Source organism: Sulfitobacter sp. SK012, from assembly GCF_003352085.1.
In the GTDB taxonomy this organism is placed as follows: domain Bacteria; phylum Pseudomonadota; class Alphaproteobacteria; order Rhodobacterales; family Rhodobacteraceae; genus Sulfitobacter.
In genome coordinates this window covers 2,119,834-2,135,283 of record NZ_CP025804.1, presented here as the reverse complement: position 1 = coordinate 2,135,283, position 15,450 = coordinate 2,119,834, and the positions used below count along the sequence as shown (strand labels likewise).

The window sequence follows — 15,450 nt, the reverse complement described above, 5'->3', positions numbered from 1 at the left end:
CTGCCCCTGCGAAAGGTGAAACCATGCAGCACCCTGACGACTTTGATCCCAAAATTGGTGTGGCTGACACGCTAGAGCCCGGACTACGGCGTATCGTTGCGGGGAATCCGTCGCCGATGACCTACCGTGGGACCAATACCTATGTGTTGGGCTCGCAGGCCTTGGCCGTAATTGACCCCGGCCCCAACCTGCGTCCGCATCTGGATGCGATTCTGGCAGCTGTGGAACCGGGCCAGCACATCAGCCATATCATCGTGACACACAGCCACTTGGATCATTCCCCCCTTGCCCGCCCTTTAGCTGCGGCAACGGGCGCACCTGTCTTAGCCTTTGGCGGCGCTCAGGCAGGCCGTTCCGCTGTGATGCAATCTCTTGCCGCAACAGGCCTAGGGGGTGGTGGAGAAGGCATAGACCATGACTTCACCTGCGACGAAACGCTCCGCGACGGCGATACCATTGAGGGCAAAGACTGGATCCTAGAAGTCATCCACACACCTGGCCATCTAGGCAATCACATCAGCCTTGGCTGGGGGGATGCTTGTTTTACCGCCGATCACGTTATGGGATGGGCCTCTTCTCTCGTCTCGCCGCCCGACGGCGATCTAACCGATTTCATGGCCTCTTGCGCACGGCTAAATATCCGCAATTGGCGCGTATTTCACCCTGGACATGGTGCCCCAATCGCCGATCCTACCGGGCGGTTGGCCTGGTTGATTGCTCACCGCAAATCACGCGAAACCGCGATCCTAGACCACCTCGCACGTGCGCCCAGCGATGCAGCGACATTGGCCGCTGCAATCTATTCCGACACGCCAAATGCTCTGCTTGGGGCCGCCACCCGCAATGTCTTGGCGCATTTGATTGATCTGACGGGTAAATCGCGTGTGGAGGCAAACCCAACACTGCGCGCAGACGCCGTTTTCAGCCTAATTTGAAGGCTGGATAAAAAACCCGCTGAACAAGTCAAATCCCACTGGACGCGCCAAAAACCCGCTGCTATATCGCCCAGACCGTTCCGACGTAGCTCAGCGGTAGAGCAGTTGACTGTTAATCAATTGGTCGTAGGTTCGATCCCTACCGTCGGAGCCATAAAAAGCCACTGAGCTCAATAGCTTGGTGGCTTTTTTGTTTTAGGGGAAAATCTAAGGATCTCGCCTTGTCACCGAATTTGTCACCAAATTCTCTTCAGATTAGACCAACGGATTGCAAATCCGTGTACACCGGTTCGATTCCGGTACTCGCCTCCATTTAAAAACAATCACTTAGAGTATCCCTTCCCATGCTTGGGGCCCACCGTTTACAGGGGCGTTTACATTTTTGTGCTTTGAGACAGTGTTTTTGCCCTATTGAGCTTGCGCAAAACGGCATCGCTTTCGTCGGGACTAACCTGCGCATAATGTTCGATAACTTGCGCGGCGTAGCGCACAGACCACCCCATCAGGACTGCTATTTGGCGCAAAGACAGATCTGCGTTCAGCAATCTTGTCGCAGCCGTACCGCGTGTATCGGACAGAGTTTTTTCCCGACCATCAATCCACGGGGGAATTTGCGCTTCGCGCCGCCACTTCGTGATCTGGTTTGATGCCCAGCGAGCCGTCAAAGGCCGACCCAATTCAGAAACAAGCAGCATTTCCTGATGTTCTGGCGTTTCGGCGATCAATTTCTCAAGTGCTGCGGTTGCTGGGATGAAAGCGATTTGCCCACGCTTACTGGTGCGAAAGCGAAGTCGTTTACCGTGGGGTGTGTCTTCGAACTGGTCCATCTTGACCTGAACCAAATCGGCCGCCCGCAAACCGGTTTCGCAACCTGCCCTTAAGATCCGTTGGACCCATTTGGGCGCATGCCTATTAAACTGAGCAAAATCGCCGCTCGTCCAGATGATTTCGGTACGGTTCGATTGATAGAGCTTCTTTAGCTTATGGCAGTGGTGCTCTTTGAGCTTCCCCTCTTCTACCGCCCAATTCAAAACACGAGTCGCATGTGTGCCCGCCATGTCGTGCTGCTTGGGCGAATGAAGCCATTTCTTTCGCCAATTATTCACTTCGCCCCTTGAAGCGCGCTCTTCGAACATTGCAATTGGATCCGCCCCGAACTCCTCGCGAAAAAATTCCAGCCACTTTCGAATATCTGCTTTGGACCGCTCGGCTTTAGGCAAAGACGCACTAGAGAGAAAATCATCAACCAAATGGGTCGTCAGATATTCGGTAGGACTAATCGGCATGCCGCACTGTGAAAAGGCATGGAAAAATTCTGGCTCTTTGGGGTTTGGCTCTGTCCCTTCCCAAAACTTGGGACCACCTCGCCACGCGTAAAAATGATATCGAACACCAGATACGACTTTGCGTCGGACACGGTGAACCCCTTTGGGTAGGTTACTTCTGGGCATGGCGCGCTCTCCGCTGTGCAACGAGGCTCGGTTGCGTAGTTGCCTCTCGCTCGGCGGCGCTTATGCCCTGAACGGCATCCAATCGCGCGCGAATGAGTTTCGGATCATACCAACCCCGTCGTCCAGGTACGGGGGCGATGCCCGTCCGGCGGCAGAAATCGTAGAATGACGCGCTTGGTTCATTGTACCCAAACAAAAGCGCCAGTTCCGGCGTCGGAATCAGTTGGATTTGGTTCAGGCTCATTTCTCAGCCCCCTCGCGAAGCGTCTCTTGTCGCGACATTGCTGCCCGCAGGCAGGACACAACTTGCGACCCCTGCGAGCGTAGGTTCCGCACCGCCTCTTCTTCTAGCCAGGCTTTCACGTCCGCTGGCAGGTTAAGTTTGAACTGGGTTGTTTTCATATTCACACCTCGACAAAAGGACATAAAATGTCCATATCATTAGGGACAAATATTGTCCATCATGCAATCATGAAAGATGAAGCCTTGCTCCAATTCAAACTCTTGCTCCCCGCCGCGCTCAAAAAACGGTTGGAAACGCATGCCACAATCAACCGACGCAGCCTGTCTCAGGAAATCGTTGTGGCACTGGAAGAAAAGTACCCAGCAGCAGAACCGGATGCGACGTCCGATCCTGCTGCCCGGATGTTGTTCTGGCTCGCCAAAAGAATCCGTCGTCGAAATCCCAAACCGGGTTCCGCCAGAGACAAACAAGCTACCCTATATGAGCGCATTGCTGGTGATATCGCCGAGCGCATGAAGGACATCGGAGACTAGCCTCAATAGGCCACCCACTCATATCCGTGGTTGCCTTCGTGATCCTCCCATTCGACACCGACCCCTCGTCGCCAATTCGATGACGAACAACTTCGCGATGGCAGAACCCATTGAGGGGCCGCCGCAGGCGTGGTGCGCTGCCATCCAAAATCGCCCTGAGAACCATAGGTTCCCAGCCGCATGTTGTGGCTTTCCGAGCAATCGTCGTCGCGTCCACGTTCACGATGGCTATAATACCGCACGTCCCAAACGCGGATCGAGCGCACGAAATCGAACTCCAAGCCGCTGATGTCAATATCTGCGCCACCGTCTACGACCTGTGCCAAGATGACTTGGCCAACACCAATCCTGACTTGGTCATTCGCCTGCCAAACCTGAGGAGCTGTGCTTTGCAACGGAGCGCGCTCTGCCACCCCCATCGGGCAACGCCAGATTTGTAGCGGCGGCTCGATCGGCCAAGGCGTGATCCGCCTGATGAACACGGCACGGGCATGAGCACATTCTGCTGAAGCTGGCCACCCACCAGCAAGGCAAAGCAGAATGGCACAATCAACTTGGTAAGCCCTTGCAGCCTGCGGGGCCGTGCTGGAAATGAAAGCTAAGGCGACCCCGCCGAGCCAGTTGCGGATGATTATGAGCGACATTTCAATAAATACCTTTCGACAACATTACGATAGTATTGAAAATCTACGCTTAACTTCCCTCGTCACACCATATGCGGGAAGACACTTATAACAGCTCGCGCGCGTTTTGTGGAATATATTCCGTAGAGCAACCCTCATGATTTGGCCGAAGACAGGCCATGAAATTGAGGGAACGAGTAGGGCTAAATATCCAGAATCTAAGAAATTCCAGAGGATTGAGCCAAGAACAGTTAGCTTTAGCTGCGGACATGGATCGCAGTTATGTCAGCGAGATCGAACTCGCCAAATTTTCAGCATCATTGGATGTTCTGGAGCGGATAGCGCGCGCCCTTGAGGTCGACGCAAAGGAATTGTTTAACGAGAGGGGCTAGTTTTGCCCGAATTTGAGAGTGTTCGCACAACGGCTGAAGCCATCGGCCGCGTTACGTGCATTAAAACAGGCGTTGAAATTGGCCTGCTCTATCAATGGGGCAACGGCGAAACGCAGGCTGCACTGTATGAAGACGGCCTGCCTCAATCTACAAGCTGCCCAGAGCAACAGGCAGAACCGGACCTTGGTGCAAATCGCAGCGAATAGCAGGAAAGAGCCCAATGCAGACATGGTCCGGCACCGATGCTCGCAGATGCAGTAACTCAGTTGAGCGAAACCATCAGCTGCGCCGCAGAAACAAAAGCGGCCGTTGGTGCAATCCGCAGCAAACTCGACAGGAGCCATGACCGAGTTGCGGACATAGCGGCCGTTCGATCATGGTATCTTCGAAGCACATACGTTAATCAGACTGGCGCATATTCAGTAAATTTTGCCACAATTTTCGACCCAAAAAATCTTGCAACGGGTTTGATCAATCTCCCCGCGACTGAGTGAAAAACCTCACCCGTTCGCGGATCAAATCATCTGTGACCGGTGATTCGTCTGGAACTTGCACAATGCTGAGCGAGCTGTGGAAGAGCACAAAGATCCGCGTTCGTTCAATCAAGTCGACCCCGGTAAATCCTATTTCGGCGAAGATTGCCTTGATGGCCGTGAAACGGGCGGCATCAACGCGCCGCACCACCTTTGCGACCAACGTATCCTGCGCAGCCCAACAGCGAAAAGCCGTATCGAATTTATTCAGTTGTTCGCGTTCAACTCTGACCGCAAGCCGAAAGAGACGTTCGTGTGCCGGAGCTTTGCTGGCCGCGAGTGCACGGAGCTGCTGCTGGGTGAATTCTTCCTCCCAAAACGCAAGAAGCTTTTCTATAAAGTCTTGGCGGTTGCGGAAGTGATAATAGAAACTCCCCTTGGTTACACCGAGTTTGCCCGCCAGCTTTTCGACGTTCAGCCGAGCCTGACCGTCGCGCGCCAAAACGTTCAGTGCAGCCAAAAGCCATGCGGCGCGGTCGAATCGGCCGTCATTACTGGATTTGGGCATGGGGTTGGTCTCTGAAACTGACATCAAGAATAAGCCTAGCAAAGTACATAATAGTATTGTACATACTTTTTCGTATACAAAATTCCTCTGGGAGTCCATCGAATGGTTCGATCAACGAAGTTCTTGACTGCCGCAGCCTTGGGGCTGGGGCTTGCAGTAGGTTCCATGACGGGGCTGGCCAGTTCGTGGTCCGCAGCCGCGCAGGAAGCAGAGATGGAGGTCTCTCCAACGATGGTGCGGGATCGCCCCCGCGACGTCTACTATCCGAATACGGAGGACCTTGCGCCTGACGAGATGCGGGTGATTGCCTGTGGGACCGGCATGCCGACAACAAGGGCGGCCCAAGCCGCGGCGTGTTTCCTCGTGGAGCTCGGCAACGGCGACAAGTTTCTTTTCGACATTGGCTCCGGGTCCGCCGAGCGAATTTCTTCATTGCAGATTCCCTACAACTATCTTGACAAGGTCTTCATCGGGCACCTGCACACCGATCACTTCGGCGCGCTTCATGATCTGTTCATTGGCGGGGCGCTGATGGGGCGCAACGTGCCCCTGCGCATCTGGGGGCCGAGCGGAGCGACACCGGAACTTGGCACGGCCTATGCGATCGACCGCATGCAGGAGATGCTGACCTGGGACCTCGCAGGCCGCGCCGGTCTGACGGATTTCCGCGGCTACGTCATGGATGTCACCGAGTTCGACTTTCGCGGCGAGAACCAGGTGGTCTATAAGGAAAACGGTGTTGTCATCCGCTCTTTCCCGGCGATCCACTCAATCGACGGATCGGTCAGCTATGCCCTTGAATGGAACGATCTGAAATTCGTCTTCAGTTCCGACACCTACCCGAACAAGTGGTTCATTGATTACTCAAAGGATGCCGACCTCGTCATTCACGAATGTTTCGTCGCGGTGCCGGACCTGATCGACAAGATGGGCTTCACGCCGGAATCCGCGCTTGTCGTCGGCACACAGATTCACACGTCACCTGAAGCCTTTGGAAAGGTCATGAGCGCACTGGAGCCGCGTATGGCGGTCGCTTATCACTTCTTCAACGACTTCGACACGATCCTGAATGTGTATGATGGCATTCGTTCGACCTATGACGGACCCCTGAGCCTTGCAGAGGATTACATGGTCTGGAATGTCACAAAGGATGACATCCACGTCCGGATGGCGCATCCGGAGCATGCGACATGGGCGCCGCCGCTGGGCGCACCTGCCCAACCGCCGAATCCCGAGGACAAGATCGCATTCGCGGAAGAGCGGGGCCTGCCGATTGAGGCCACGTCATACTCTGACTTCACAATATCCGGTAAGTGGAATGTCGATGACGCCATTCGTCCAGTCTACGAAGCGACGTCCGAAGAATTTGGGCGCGAGTTTGTTTATCCTGCGGATCAGTGACGGTTTCAAAGGTGCTGGCGATGTTCTGTGACGCCAGCACTACACCCATCGGATTGCGCAAAGACTTCTGACCTTTGGTGTGCGGGAAATAATGTCCTTTGTGGTTCTGGGATTTCCGAACGTACAGCCGGGGCGATGGTGACAGCTAGAGCTATGCGCGCAACGCCAGGGCAGCGTTAAGGCCTTCAACACTAAGGAGAGACGAAAAATGTTCACTGATTTGTCCAAATCCGCAATGCTTGCGCTGATCGCTGCCACGGCACTCGCGTTGATGTGCTCGCCGAGCGAGGTCGTTGCCGAGCCCATGGCGCGGACTGGTCAGAGCGAGGATGGCTGGCGGCATAGTTCGACCGCCTACGCATTCCTGCCCGCTCAGACCTCTGGCACTTCGACAGTTGCTGGTTCGGATGTTGATCTGGATCTCAGTCTTGGGGACGTTCTCGACAACGATCTTCTCGATTTCGCGCTGGCCGGTCGCTACGAGGGCTGGAACGGCGATTGGGGCATCATCGTAGACGCCAACTACGTCAGGCTTGGGGCCGTTATTGCCCCGGTGCCCGGGCCCGAAGTGGACGCTGACATCCAGCAGGCCTGGTTGGGTGTCATGGCGGCTTACCGGGCCGTGAACACCACCTATGGCCAAAGTAACCGAAGACTGACGTTCGACCTCCAAGGGGGCGTCCGATACAACAAATTGAAGCAGGAATTTGACATATCTACACCTGGCCCAAACGTGACGATTGGCGGGACAGAGAGATGGTGGGAGCCGGTCGTCGGCGCGCGGCTCATGTGGGAGATCAATGACAAGTGGGCTGGCGCAGTTGACGCCAACTTTGGCGGGTTTGGCGCGGGCGGCAACGACCTTCAGGTTATCGCGACTGCAGGGGTCAGCTACCGAGCTTGGGAGAACACGTCAGTGCGGTTCGGTTATCGGTACTACAGCATTGACTACAGTACCGACCGCAGTGACGGACCCTTCGCTCTCGATATGAGCCAACACGGTCCTTACCTTGGGATTACCTGGCACTACTAGCCAGCCCCTTGGGGCCTTCAAGCGATGTTGTTTTTTGCGTTACGTGTCCACTCTGATGAAAGATCATCAATAGGAATCGATTGAATGGAGCCAGTTAGCAAAGAACCTGCAAGTGTGCCGATTTGGTTCCTCACGATGGTCACCATCGCGCTTGTGATTTGCGCTCTTTGGTTCGGGCGCGGGTTTCTCATGCCGCTGGCCATAACGGGTCTTCTTTACATTCTCACCTCTGCGCTTGTTGACAAGATCCAAAACACAAGCCTTATGGGCTGGTCTCCGCCGGGTTGGATGGCTCAACTCCTGAGCACAGTTTTTATAATCGGTGCGATCGTTCTTCTGGGTCTTGTTGCCTCGTCCTCAGCAGATGATGTTCAAGACGCATTGCCCAGATACCAGGAGCGCTTCTCGGTTTTGTCGGAACAACTGGAGGGTTTTCTTGGGCCCAAGATTGTGACCTCCACCCAGCAAGCCATTGAGCAAGCCGATGTAGGTTCTTGGATCACTTCAGCGATGAGCGGAATAGGCGGAGCACTTTCTACGCTTGGCCTCATCACGCTTTACCTAGCTTTTCTGACGGGTGAACGACTGGCTTGGGCTGCTAAGTTACCGCTTTTGGCTTCGACGAAGGAAGAAACACGTCGTGCCAAAAAAGTGCTTGGAAGAATTTCTGACGGCGTGAAGCAGTATATGTGGCTTAATGCGGTAACGAGTGCCATGAGCGGTATTATTGCGTTCGGCATTTTTTCATGGGTTGGCCTAGACTTCGCGCCACTACTCGCACTGACCGTCTTTATTGCCGGTTTCATTCCAAACATTGGAGCGTTCATTGCGATTACGCTCCCTTCGCTCGTGGCACTGATCCAATTTGATACTCTGAAGCCTTTTTTGATCGTGTTGTTAGGCTACGGTCTTGCGGATCAGTTCATCGCAAATGTTATTAAACCGAAGATGCAAGGCCGCTCTCTGAATCTCAGTACCTTCATGGTAATGGTCGCTCTTACGTTCTGGGCCACGGTCTGGGGCGGTATGGGCGCGTTTCTGGCAATACCGATGACGGTCGTCATTATGGTTGTTTGTGCCGAAATCTCGGCGATGAGATGGATCGCGGTACTGCTTTCAACAGATGGCCAATTATCTCAAGAAAAAACAGACGTCGGTGATCTGAAGAAGCAATCCGCTCACTCGCGTGCGGGTTAACGAGAGTATTCGTGGAAAGAAGTACCAATGTCTTTAAACCTAGTCTGGCACGTGGAAAATCCCAATGAGCTATGCGTTGACGCGGCCCAAAAACAGCAACCTCGGTGGAAACTTGTGGGCTTGCTGCTTACGATGGGGCTTGGGCTTTTGGGAACCGCGAGTGTCGCAGAAAATGCGTCCAATCCACTGGCGGCGGTGAACAATACGGACTTTCGCTTGCAGGGTAAATCAGCCGATGCGGGTGATACCTATGACTTTTTCATTGACGGCGCCTACATGGTCACACCGCGGCTCAAACTGAAATATGAGCTGCACTACCTGTCAACCGACGTCATCGGCACGCGCGAAAACGGCTTAGAGAAGCTCGTTCTGAAGCCGATCTATTTTCCGTCAGAGGGACAACTTAGCGGCGGGTGGGGATATCGGACAGCCGTGGGATTCGACCTGATAATTGACCTTGGCGATCAGGCAAAAGGCATCGGCATCGGCACAAACCAGTTCGCGCCTCTCGTTGGAGTTGCCTTTAGCCATGCAAACTCCGGTTGGACGCTCATTCCATTGGCTCAGCATTTCACGGATATCGGCGAGGGGCCTGACATCAGCCAGACTTCGGGCCGCTTAATCGCACTAAAGCCCTTCGGGGATGCCAACTGGTTCAAAGTCGACGCCAAGATTCCTTACGACTGGGAAAATGAAACATGGCCGATTACTGCGGAATTTCAGATTGGGCGCACCATCCGCGATGGCATAGGTTTATATGCTGATGCGCTCGTCGGCGTGGGCGCTGATCGCCCCTATGACTGGGGCCTGGGTGTCGGGCTGCGGCTCAATTACTAGAATGGTCCAAGCGACCGTAAAAACCATCGGGTCAATCTGCACCATGAAGAGATTGCCAGCTCAGGCAAGAGACAAACAACGGCTGCAAAGGCATTTTAGGCCATGAAAATATCAACTTGGATGTATCGTCAAGTGTGGGGTCTCTTCGGCTGGCTTGCCGTTGCTATGTGCGGACCGGCCTACGCAGACCTGTCGCCGCTCAACGGCGCAGCGGTGGCACCGAATATCGCCGAGATTCGCGTTCTCGAAGACAGGGTCGAGGTCTCTCTCGAGGTCTATGTAGGCAACCTGGAAGTGTTTCAGGATCTGCTTCCCGACACTTGGTTCAAGGGTGGCGCTGCAAAAGGCCGACCTGCCGAGGCAGAACGATTGCGACTGTTTGCAGAGACCGGGTTGCAAGTCCGGGCTGACGGGAAACTTCTCGAGGCCAGCGTCGTCTTGGCCGAACCCCGGCGCCGCATTGACAGACTTGCTGATTTCGCCCGATCCGCGGGGCAACTGACGGGCACACAGATCGTCCCCAAACCCCCAGAAGATGACAGGGTTTTCTATGTGGATCTTGTCTATCCGTTTGATGGACAGCCCGCAGAACTGGAGTTCTCGCCACCGGTGCAGCCACCCGAGACGCCGCAGGTGAGCATCGGCTTCGTGGTGTTTCACGGGTCTGTCCATGTTATGGATTTTCGTTACCTCAGCGGCCCGGAAACCCTTCGTCTCGATTGGTCCGACCCTTGGTATTCGCGGTTCACGAACAGGAACCTCAAGCGTCACCATGACAGCGGCTTGCTGACATTCCTCTACGTCGAGCCTCGTGATGTGCGCCATGAGACGCTCATACGGGTGCGGGACCTGCAAGACTTCGTTGATCTAGGTCTTGATCCCGAAGCGCAGCTCCTGACGGTCGAGGATCAGGCGCGCATCACCGAAACGGCCCGCGCATTCTTCGCGGATCTATCTCCACTAGAAGTGGACGGATCGGTCATTGCGCCTACCGAGACGCGCGCCGAGTTCTTGTCAATCACCACGTCCGGCGTCCGGGTGAGCGTAGGAGAAGAAGATCTTGACCCGGCAACGGCCCTTGTCGGGGTCATCATCTCCTATCCGGTTACAACCCTCCCACAGAACGTTTCAATACGATGGCCGCTGTTCAACGAGCGCATACCGCGCGTTCCGGCTACGACATTCGATCCAGCCGGCCCATTCCTGACCCTGTTGGATCCGGAGGCGCAACAGATCGAATGGATCAACTACCTGACCCAGTGGGAGGAGCCGGTTGTGCGCCCCCTGGAGGTCAACACCGCGACGGTGCTCAATGTCCCCTGGCTAACAGGCATACTGGTCGCAATTGGAATCGTGGCTCTTCTGCTTGCCCTTCGCGGGGTGGGTCGCGCAAGGAGTGGCGCAGCGGCTGGGGCAGGGGCGGCTTTTCTTGGTGCAATCCTTGCATATCCGATTACCACCTCGATCGAGCTTCCGGGTCAGGGAGCCCCGGACATCGAGTCGGCGCATCGGGTAGTTGCGGGCTTGTTGGACAACATAAGTACGGCAATGCTTGAGACTGAGGAGGCCCAATTCGAAGCGGCGCTCGACGCGTTTGTTGCCGCCGAGAACGTGGACGCGGTTGGGCCGGAGATCCGGCGCGGACTGACTGTTTCGCTGCCCTCTGGTGCCCGCGCCCGCATTGAGGAGATCACGGACCTAACGGTCGAAGAGGTCACCGAAGCCGCAAATGGAGCGGGCCATCAGGTTCTCGCCAGTTGGTCCGCGCAGGTAAGCGGCGGACACTGGGGCCATCTGCATCGCCGTGCAATCACCTATCGAGGGCTGGCGGACGTCTTTCAGAACGATGGCACGTGGTATCTGAGTGGTCTTACAATTTTGAGTGCACAGGAGGGCATATGATCTATCCTCGATTTGTAGGGATGTCCGTTTTGTTGTTGGCGCTGTTGCTCGGCGGCGCGGCCATTGCGCATTTCAAGTTGAACCTCAACGTGCGGATCTTTCACGTGGTGCACGGAGAGGACGGGCTCGACATCTACTTTCGAACGCCGATGCCGTATTTGGTCGCGGACAAAACCGGCCCGATGGGACCCGATGGCTTGCCCACACCCGCACCTTATACCTTCAACCGGCTGGAAGATGGCATGCCGATGCATCTGGTCGCCGGTGAAGCGCTCCTGAAGGATCCGATGGGCTTGGGTCTGATCGCAGCCGATGATCTGACGATCGAGGTCACCGGCAAGCGGCTGCCCTTAAGCGTTGTCTCTGTCAGAGTTCATCCAAACGGGTCGGAACCCGGGTTTGCTACACGAGCGGAGGCTGAGGCCGCGCTCTCGGGCGGATCGGCTTTCCCGGTTGATGCGGGTGAAACCTATGTCGGGGACGCGCTTGTAGATCTCCACCTTTACGCTCCGGCAGCGGGGAGCCTGGGCGACTACCGGATATCGGTCTCGTCCGATCCAGGGCTGCCGGGACAGGAAGAAACAGCCAATCTGCTTCTCGACTATCGCAACGGGTCGCCGCGCACATACCGCAGTCGCGGCTTGATGGAGACGCCGGTCGTTGTGTCCGGGTCTGCCGTCGCGGCGGCTAAGACCTTCGTGATCGAGGGGATCAGGCACATTCTGGAGGGGCTCGACCACGTTCTCTTCGTCATTTGCATGATCCTAGGTGCCGCTACGCTGCGCAGTCTTGTCGCGCGGGTGACCGGGTTCACCCTTGGCCATACTGTGACGCTCGTTCTGGGTTTCTTCGGCTTGTCCCCGCAAGGCGCCTGGTTCATCCCTGCGGTCGAGACCCTGATTGCACTATCGATCATATTCGCTGCGGTCGACGCTGTTGCTCGGTCGGCAACCGAGCGCAGTAATGGCCGTGCTGTCGTGGTTACCTCGTTGATCGGCGTGCTCCACGGCTTCGGTTTTTCCTTCATGTTGCAGAATATCCTGAAAGTCGACGCACCCAACGTCTGGCAGAGCCTTTTTGCGTTCAACATCGGGGTCGAAATTGGCCAACTCCTTATCGTCGCCGCCGCGTGGCCCCTAGTGCTGTTCTTGCGACGTCGCCCGGCACCTGTTTGGCGAGTGGCAAGCGTAACAACTGCGGGAGCGGCAAGCCTTGTGGCTACCTACTGGGTCGTTGAGCGTGCAGGTGCGATTTTTGCCTAGGCGACTTCTTGAGTCAGTTGGGCAAAGCACTGCTTAGTTTATTTCTTGGACACTGCGACCGCCAATACCGGAGCAAATCTCTATGCATTTCGTGTTCGTCTGCTTGATTTGTGTATTCGCAACCGTAGCCGCATGGTGGCCGTCATCGGCGCGAGCACAGGCCGAGTCGGAAGTCGTCCATGAGGCAGGCGAAGATTCGAACGACTGGGCCAAGAATTGGGCAGAGAGCTGGCGCAATCGACTTGAAAAACGTCAGAGCCGGTTTCAAAATCTATTCAATTGGCAAATTGGGGAAAACACACTCCTGTCGTTCTATGGCCAACTCAACATCATGTATTTGGATTATGATGATGGGGTTGAGTCGAACACATTTGCGCGCGACAACGCCAATTCCCCAGGGCGCCTTGGATTAAGGCTGGAATCTGACCTCGACAACGGGGGCGGGCTGTTTTTTAATTTTGAAACTGGGCTGCGGCGAACGGACTACAACAGCATTCTCGGAACGGGCCCGTCCGGTGAAACTTCGGATTGGAATCGTGAACTGCTCCGAAAGGCAGAGATGCGTGTTTCCATTCCGGATGTTGGGTTCTTTTCCTTTGGCCAGGGCAGCATGGCCGCAGATGGTATTACTGGTTTTGACTTTTCCAACACCACAGTCACAGCCAACAGCAGCGTGGGTGACACTGCTTCGGGAGAACTCGCCAGGTTCACGAACGGAGCAGAAAGCAACCAGAGCCTAGAGTCATTTTTTCCAACTTTCGATGGCTCTCGCCGGTTTCGGGCGCGGTATGACAGTCTGGCGGACCGAGGGTTGTCTTGGTCCGTTTCCCTTGGGCGCGAAGTGCTGCAAGAGGACAACGATAATAACTATGCCGACGCTGCGTTGCGCTATGAAACGCAATGGCGTCAATTCCGCGTCAAGGCTGGGATCGCCTACGCGTATAACGATACGTCGCCGGATTACTTCTCCGGCTCTGTCGCCGGTATCGATGATCAAACCGGACTGAACTTCTCGCTAGCTGCTGGCGCGGACGACGATGGTGGCCTTTATGCATACGGCAAGGTCGGGATTATCCGGAATTTGCTGTTTTGGGGCAGAACTTCGTTTTCCGTTGACTATTACATCAGCGAGGATCCCATAACGGGTGCCAGCAGCTCACAATCCTGGGGGCTAGCTTTGGTGCAGGATATCGAGGTCAACCAGACCCAAATTTATGCGACTTATCGGGAATACAGCATCGGTGGAACCACGCTCCAATTTCAGGACGTCAATGTGTTTGCCGCGGGTGTTCGGTTCACTTGGTAAAACAGCTTCGCAAAGGCTTAGCCAACGAGCAACCCGCGACACTGGAACACCTTCAATTTGACTGCGCCGAGCGCGCCTTCATTTGCAGACTTGAATAGGTCGGCTCTGGGCTGATTGTGTTGAAAAACTCGGTTTCCGATCAATTTCGGAAAGGTTTTTCTCGGTACAAGGACGTTGGGAAATTTTGGCTGAGGGGTCGGCCAAATTCGAACTGCACCGATCCACGGGGAGCTCAGCGCGACTGAAGGGTAAACTGCTGCCGGTTTTCGGATTTCTGGCTATTCTGCGAAGGAAATGCGTTTCCGGAAATCGGTGTTTTTCAACACAATGGGCTCGAAGCGGACTTGCGGCGGCGCAGCGGGGCAGGCTTGCACCACGATCCGTAAGCAGCCATTCCCAAAACACAGAAACTACAACGCTTTCAGCGGCGTGACCCAACTCTTGGACATTCGGATGTTTGAAGCGGTCGTTAGACTACAGTGTCCGGAACGACGGCACAGAGCCCACAGCAGTCGTAGGTTGTGAATGCAGCATTCGGTACTTTGGGCGGACACCGGGCCTTCGCTACTGGTGCGAGGCGAGATAGCGTCAACGGCGAGAGCAGACATTTAAATGGCCGCAGATCGGAAGCTCGTTTTTGCAGCGGAGGGCGGCCGTGAATCCAGAGGAGGCGAAATTATCTAATCTATCATTGTATCACAGGCAGCCAGCGCACAATTTAGAACAGCACTTCCAATTCGACGCGAGCGCATCAGGTGAGATATCTATTTATTTCTGGGTCACTTAGGAAATAATATTGCGGGGCGGCTCGAGGTAAAGAAACCGCCCCGCGTACAGCTCAGAAATCAGCCGGAAGACCGCCGATCATTTGATGCCGTATTGAGTAAGAAGAGTTTTCCGGACACTTTCACAGCGCCCTGCATCCAGCGGCTTGCCGAGGTAGTCACCATCCTCTGCCGCTTTCTTCATAAGCAGCGCTTTGGTTTTATCGCCATCTGCAGACAGATTACTGAAGTCTTTGGTTGTTGCCGCAACAAGCAAACCATACCGACCGTTGTCATCGTCCGTCATGAAATTGTCGCGGCAGTATTCCATAGCGCCAGCATTCGCGCCAAGTTTGGAGGCATCCGATACCTGCGCAGAGGTTGCAGTCGCGGCCAATAGCGCACCAACTGTCAGACCTGAAACCAGTCTATACTTCATCGTTATTCCCTATCTTGTCTAGAGGTTCATTCCGGTGAAAGCAGGGCGGCCGAGGTAAACAAACCGCCCCGCTGTGTCACAACTGTTGTG

The 15,450-nt window shown here is 55.2% G+C and carries 16 protein-coding genes and 1 tRNA gene; 12 read left to right on the top strand and 5 right to left on the bottom strand.

Annotation, left to right across the window (positions count from 1 at the left end):
* Positions 1-23 precede the first annotated feature (23 nt).
* Positions 24-935: an MBL fold metallo-hydrolase gene (locus tag C1J03_RS10340; RefSeq protein ID WP_114886235.1), complete on the top strand. Its 912-nt coding sequence runs from the start codon at positions 24-26 to the stop codon at positions 933-935.
* Positions 936-1,014: 79 nt separating this feature from the next.
* Positions 1,015-1,089: transfer RNA gene (locus tag C1J03_RS10335), tRNA-Asn, on the top strand.
* Positions 1,090-1,309: 220 nt separating this feature from the next.
* On the opposite strand, the gene C1J03_RS10330 is transcribed toward C1J03_RS10335, so the two are convergent.
* Positions 1,310-2,221 carry a tyrosine-type recombinase/integrase gene (locus C1J03_RS10330; protein WP_254694242.1) on the bottom strand — a complete coding sequence of 304 codons (912 nt, stop codon included), beginning with the start codon at positions 2,219-2,221 and terminating at the stop codon, positions 1,310-1,312.
* Between the two features lie 151 nt (positions 2,222-2,372).
* Positions 2,373-2,630 (bottom strand): hypothetical protein, encoded by a 258-nt coding sequence (locus C1J03_RS10325; protein ID WP_114886230.1) that lies wholly within the window; start codon positions 2,628-2,630, stop codon positions 2,373-2,375.
* 227 nt (positions 2,631-2,857) lie between these two features.
* Here C1J03_RS10325 and C1J03_RS10315 point away from each other — a divergent pair, with 227 nt between their 5' ends.
* Positions 2,858-3,163, top strand: a complete 306-nt coding sequence (locus C1J03_RS10315) for a hypothetical protein (protein WP_162798503.1) — start codon at positions 2,858-2,860, stop codon at positions 3,161-3,163.
* Positions 3,164-3,165: 2 nt separating this feature from the next.
* On the opposite strand, the gene C1J03_RS10310 is transcribed toward C1J03_RS10315, so the two are convergent.
* Positions 3,166-3,807, bottom strand: a complete 642-nt coding sequence (locus C1J03_RS10310) for a hypothetical protein (RefSeq protein WP_114886226.1) — start codon at positions 3,805-3,807, stop codon at positions 3,166-3,168.
* Between the two features lie 158 nt (positions 3,808-3,965).
* Here C1J03_RS10310 and C1J03_RS10305 point away from each other — a divergent pair, with 158 nt between their 5' ends.
* A complete protein-coding gene (locus C1J03_RS10305) occupies positions 3,966-4,178 on the top strand; it encodes a helix-turn-helix domain-containing protein (RefSeq protein ID WP_074786777.1) in 213 nt (70 codons plus the stop codon).
* Between the two features lie 2 nt (positions 4,179-4,180).
* Positions 4,181-4,384, top strand: a complete 204-nt coding sequence (locus tag C1J03_RS10300) for a hypothetical protein (protein WP_114886224.1) — start codon at positions 4,181-4,183, stop codon at positions 4,382-4,384.
* Positions 4,385-4,649: 265 nt separating this feature from the next.
* On the opposite strand, the gene C1J03_RS26055 is transcribed toward C1J03_RS10300, so the two are convergent.
* Positions 4,650-5,219, bottom strand: a complete 570-nt coding sequence (locus tag C1J03_RS26055) for a TetR/AcrR family transcriptional regulator (protein ID WP_368073931.1) — start codon at positions 5,217-5,219, stop codon at positions 4,650-4,652.
* A gap of 102 nt (positions 5,220-5,321) precedes the next feature.
* Here C1J03_RS26055 and gntH point away from each other — a divergent pair, with 102 nt between their 5' ends.
* The 7 genes from gntH to C1J03_RS10255 all read left to right on the top strand — a co-directional run bounded on the left by gntH (position 5,322) and on the right by C1J03_RS10255 (position 14,157).
* Positions 5,322-6,620: a guanitoxin biosynthesis MBL fold metallo-hydrolase GntH gene (gene gntH / locus C1J03_RS10285; protein WP_114886218.1), complete on the top strand. Its 1,299-nt coding sequence runs from the start codon at positions 5,322-5,324 to the stop codon at positions 6,618-6,620.
* A gap of 208 nt (positions 6,621-6,828) precedes the next feature.
* The gene (locus tag C1J03_RS10280) at positions 6,829-7,653 is read left to right on the top strand and encodes an outer membrane protein (RefSeq protein ID WP_114886217.1); all 825 of its coding nucleotides are present in this window, start codon (positions 6,829-6,831) and stop codon (positions 7,651-7,653) included.
* A gap of 84 nt (positions 7,654-7,737) precedes the next feature.
* On the top strand, positions 7,738-8,850 hold the full coding sequence (locus tag C1J03_RS10275) for an AI-2E family transporter (protein ID WP_114886214.1): 1,113 nt from the start codon (positions 7,738-7,740) through the stop codon (positions 8,848-8,850).
* Positions 8,851-8,877: 27 nt separating this feature from the next.
* Positions 8,878-9,687 (top strand): hypothetical protein, encoded by an 810-nt coding sequence (locus C1J03_RS10270; protein WP_114886212.1) that lies wholly within the window; start codon positions 8,878-8,880, stop codon positions 9,685-9,687.
* Positions 9,688-9,789: 102 nt separating this feature from the next.
* Positions 9,790-11,589, top strand: coding sequence for a hypothetical protein (locus C1J03_RS10265; RefSeq protein WP_114886210.1), 1,800 nt, complete (start codon positions 9,790-9,792; stop codon positions 11,587-11,589).
* Positions 11,586-12,851 (top strand): HupE/UreJ family protein, encoded by a 1,266-nt coding sequence (locus C1J03_RS10260; protein ID WP_114886208.1) that lies wholly within the window; start codon positions 11,586-11,588, stop codon positions 12,849-12,851. The genes C1J03_RS10265 and C1J03_RS10260 overlap by 4 nt, the downstream gene beginning before the upstream one ends.
* 82 nt (positions 12,852-12,933) lie before the next feature.
* Complete coding sequence (locus tag C1J03_RS10255; RefSeq protein ID WP_114886206.1) at positions 12,934-14,157, top strand: porin; 1,224 nt, start codon at positions 12,934-12,936, stop codon at positions 14,155-14,157.
* Positions 14,158-15,021: 864 nt separating this feature from the next.
* On the opposite strand, the gene C1J03_RS10250 is transcribed toward C1J03_RS10255, so the two are convergent.
* Complete coding sequence (locus C1J03_RS10250) at positions 15,022-15,360, bottom strand: hypothetical protein (RefSeq protein WP_114886204.1); 339 nt, start codon at positions 15,358-15,360, stop codon at positions 15,022-15,024.
* Between the last annotated feature and the right edge of the window lie 90 nt (positions 15,361-15,450).

What these genes read in the sequence shown, in the direction of transcription:
- C1J03_RS10260 (WP_114886208.1), top strand. Translation starts at nt 11,586, where the DNA reads ATGATCTATCCTCGATTTGTAGGGATGTCCGTTTTGTTGTTGGCGCTG.
- C1J03_RS10250 (WP_114886204.1), bottom strand. Translation starts at nt 15,360, where the DNA reads ATGAAGTATAGACTGGTTTCAGGTCTGACAGTTGGTGCGCTATTGGCC.
- C1J03_RS10315 (WP_162798503.1), top strand. Translation starts at nt 2,858, where the DNA reads ATGAAAGATGAAGCCTTGCTCCAATTCAAACTCTTGCTCCCCGCCGCG.
- C1J03_RS26055 (WP_368073931.1), bottom strand. Translation starts at nt 5,219, where the DNA reads ATGCCCAAATCCAGTAATGACGGCCGATTCGACCGCGCCGCATGGCTT.
- C1J03_RS10305 (WP_074786777.1), top strand. Translation starts at nt 3,966, where the DNA reads ATGAAATTGAGGGAACGAGTAGGGCTAAATATCCAGAATCTAAGAAAT.
- C1J03_RS10280 (WP_114886217.1), top strand. Translation starts at nt 6,829, where the DNA reads ATGTTCACTGATTTGTCCAAATCCGCAATGCTTGCGCTGATCGCTGCC.
- C1J03_RS10270 (WP_114886212.1), top strand. Translation starts at nt 8,878, where the DNA reads ATGTCTTTAAACCTAGTCTGGCACGTGGAAAATCCCAATGAGCTATGC.
- gntH (WP_114886218.1), top strand. Translation starts at nt 5,322, where the DNA reads ATGGTTCGATCAACGAAGTTCTTGACTGCCGCAGCCTTGGGGCTGGGG.
- C1J03_RS10275 (WP_114886214.1), top strand. Translation starts at nt 7,738, where the DNA reads ATGGAGCCAGTTAGCAAAGAACCTGCAAGTGTGCCGATTTGGTTCCTC.
- C1J03_RS10265 (WP_114886210.1), top strand. Translation starts at nt 9,790, where the DNA reads ATGAAAATATCAACTTGGATGTATCGTCAAGTGTGGGGTCTCTTCGGC.
- C1J03_RS10330 (WP_254694242.1), bottom strand. Translation starts at nt 2,221, where the DNA reads ATGCCGATTAGTCCTACCGAATATCTGACGACCCATTTGGTTGATGAT.
- C1J03_RS10325 (WP_114886230.1), bottom strand. Translation starts at nt 2,630, where the DNA reads ATGAGCCTGAACCAAATCCAACTGATTCCGACGCCGGAACTGGCGCTT.
- C1J03_RS10310 (WP_114886226.1), bottom strand. Translation starts at nt 3,807, where the DNA reads ATGTCGCTCATAATCATCCGCAACTGGCTCGGCGGGGTCGCCTTAGCT.
- C1J03_RS10340 (WP_114886235.1), top strand. Translation starts at nt 24, where the DNA reads ATGCAGCACCCTGACGACTTTGATCCCAAAATTGGTGTGGCTGACACG.
- C1J03_RS10255 (WP_114886206.1), top strand. Translation starts at nt 12,934, where the DNA reads ATGCATTTCGTGTTCGTCTGCTTGATTTGTGTATTCGCAACCGTAGCC.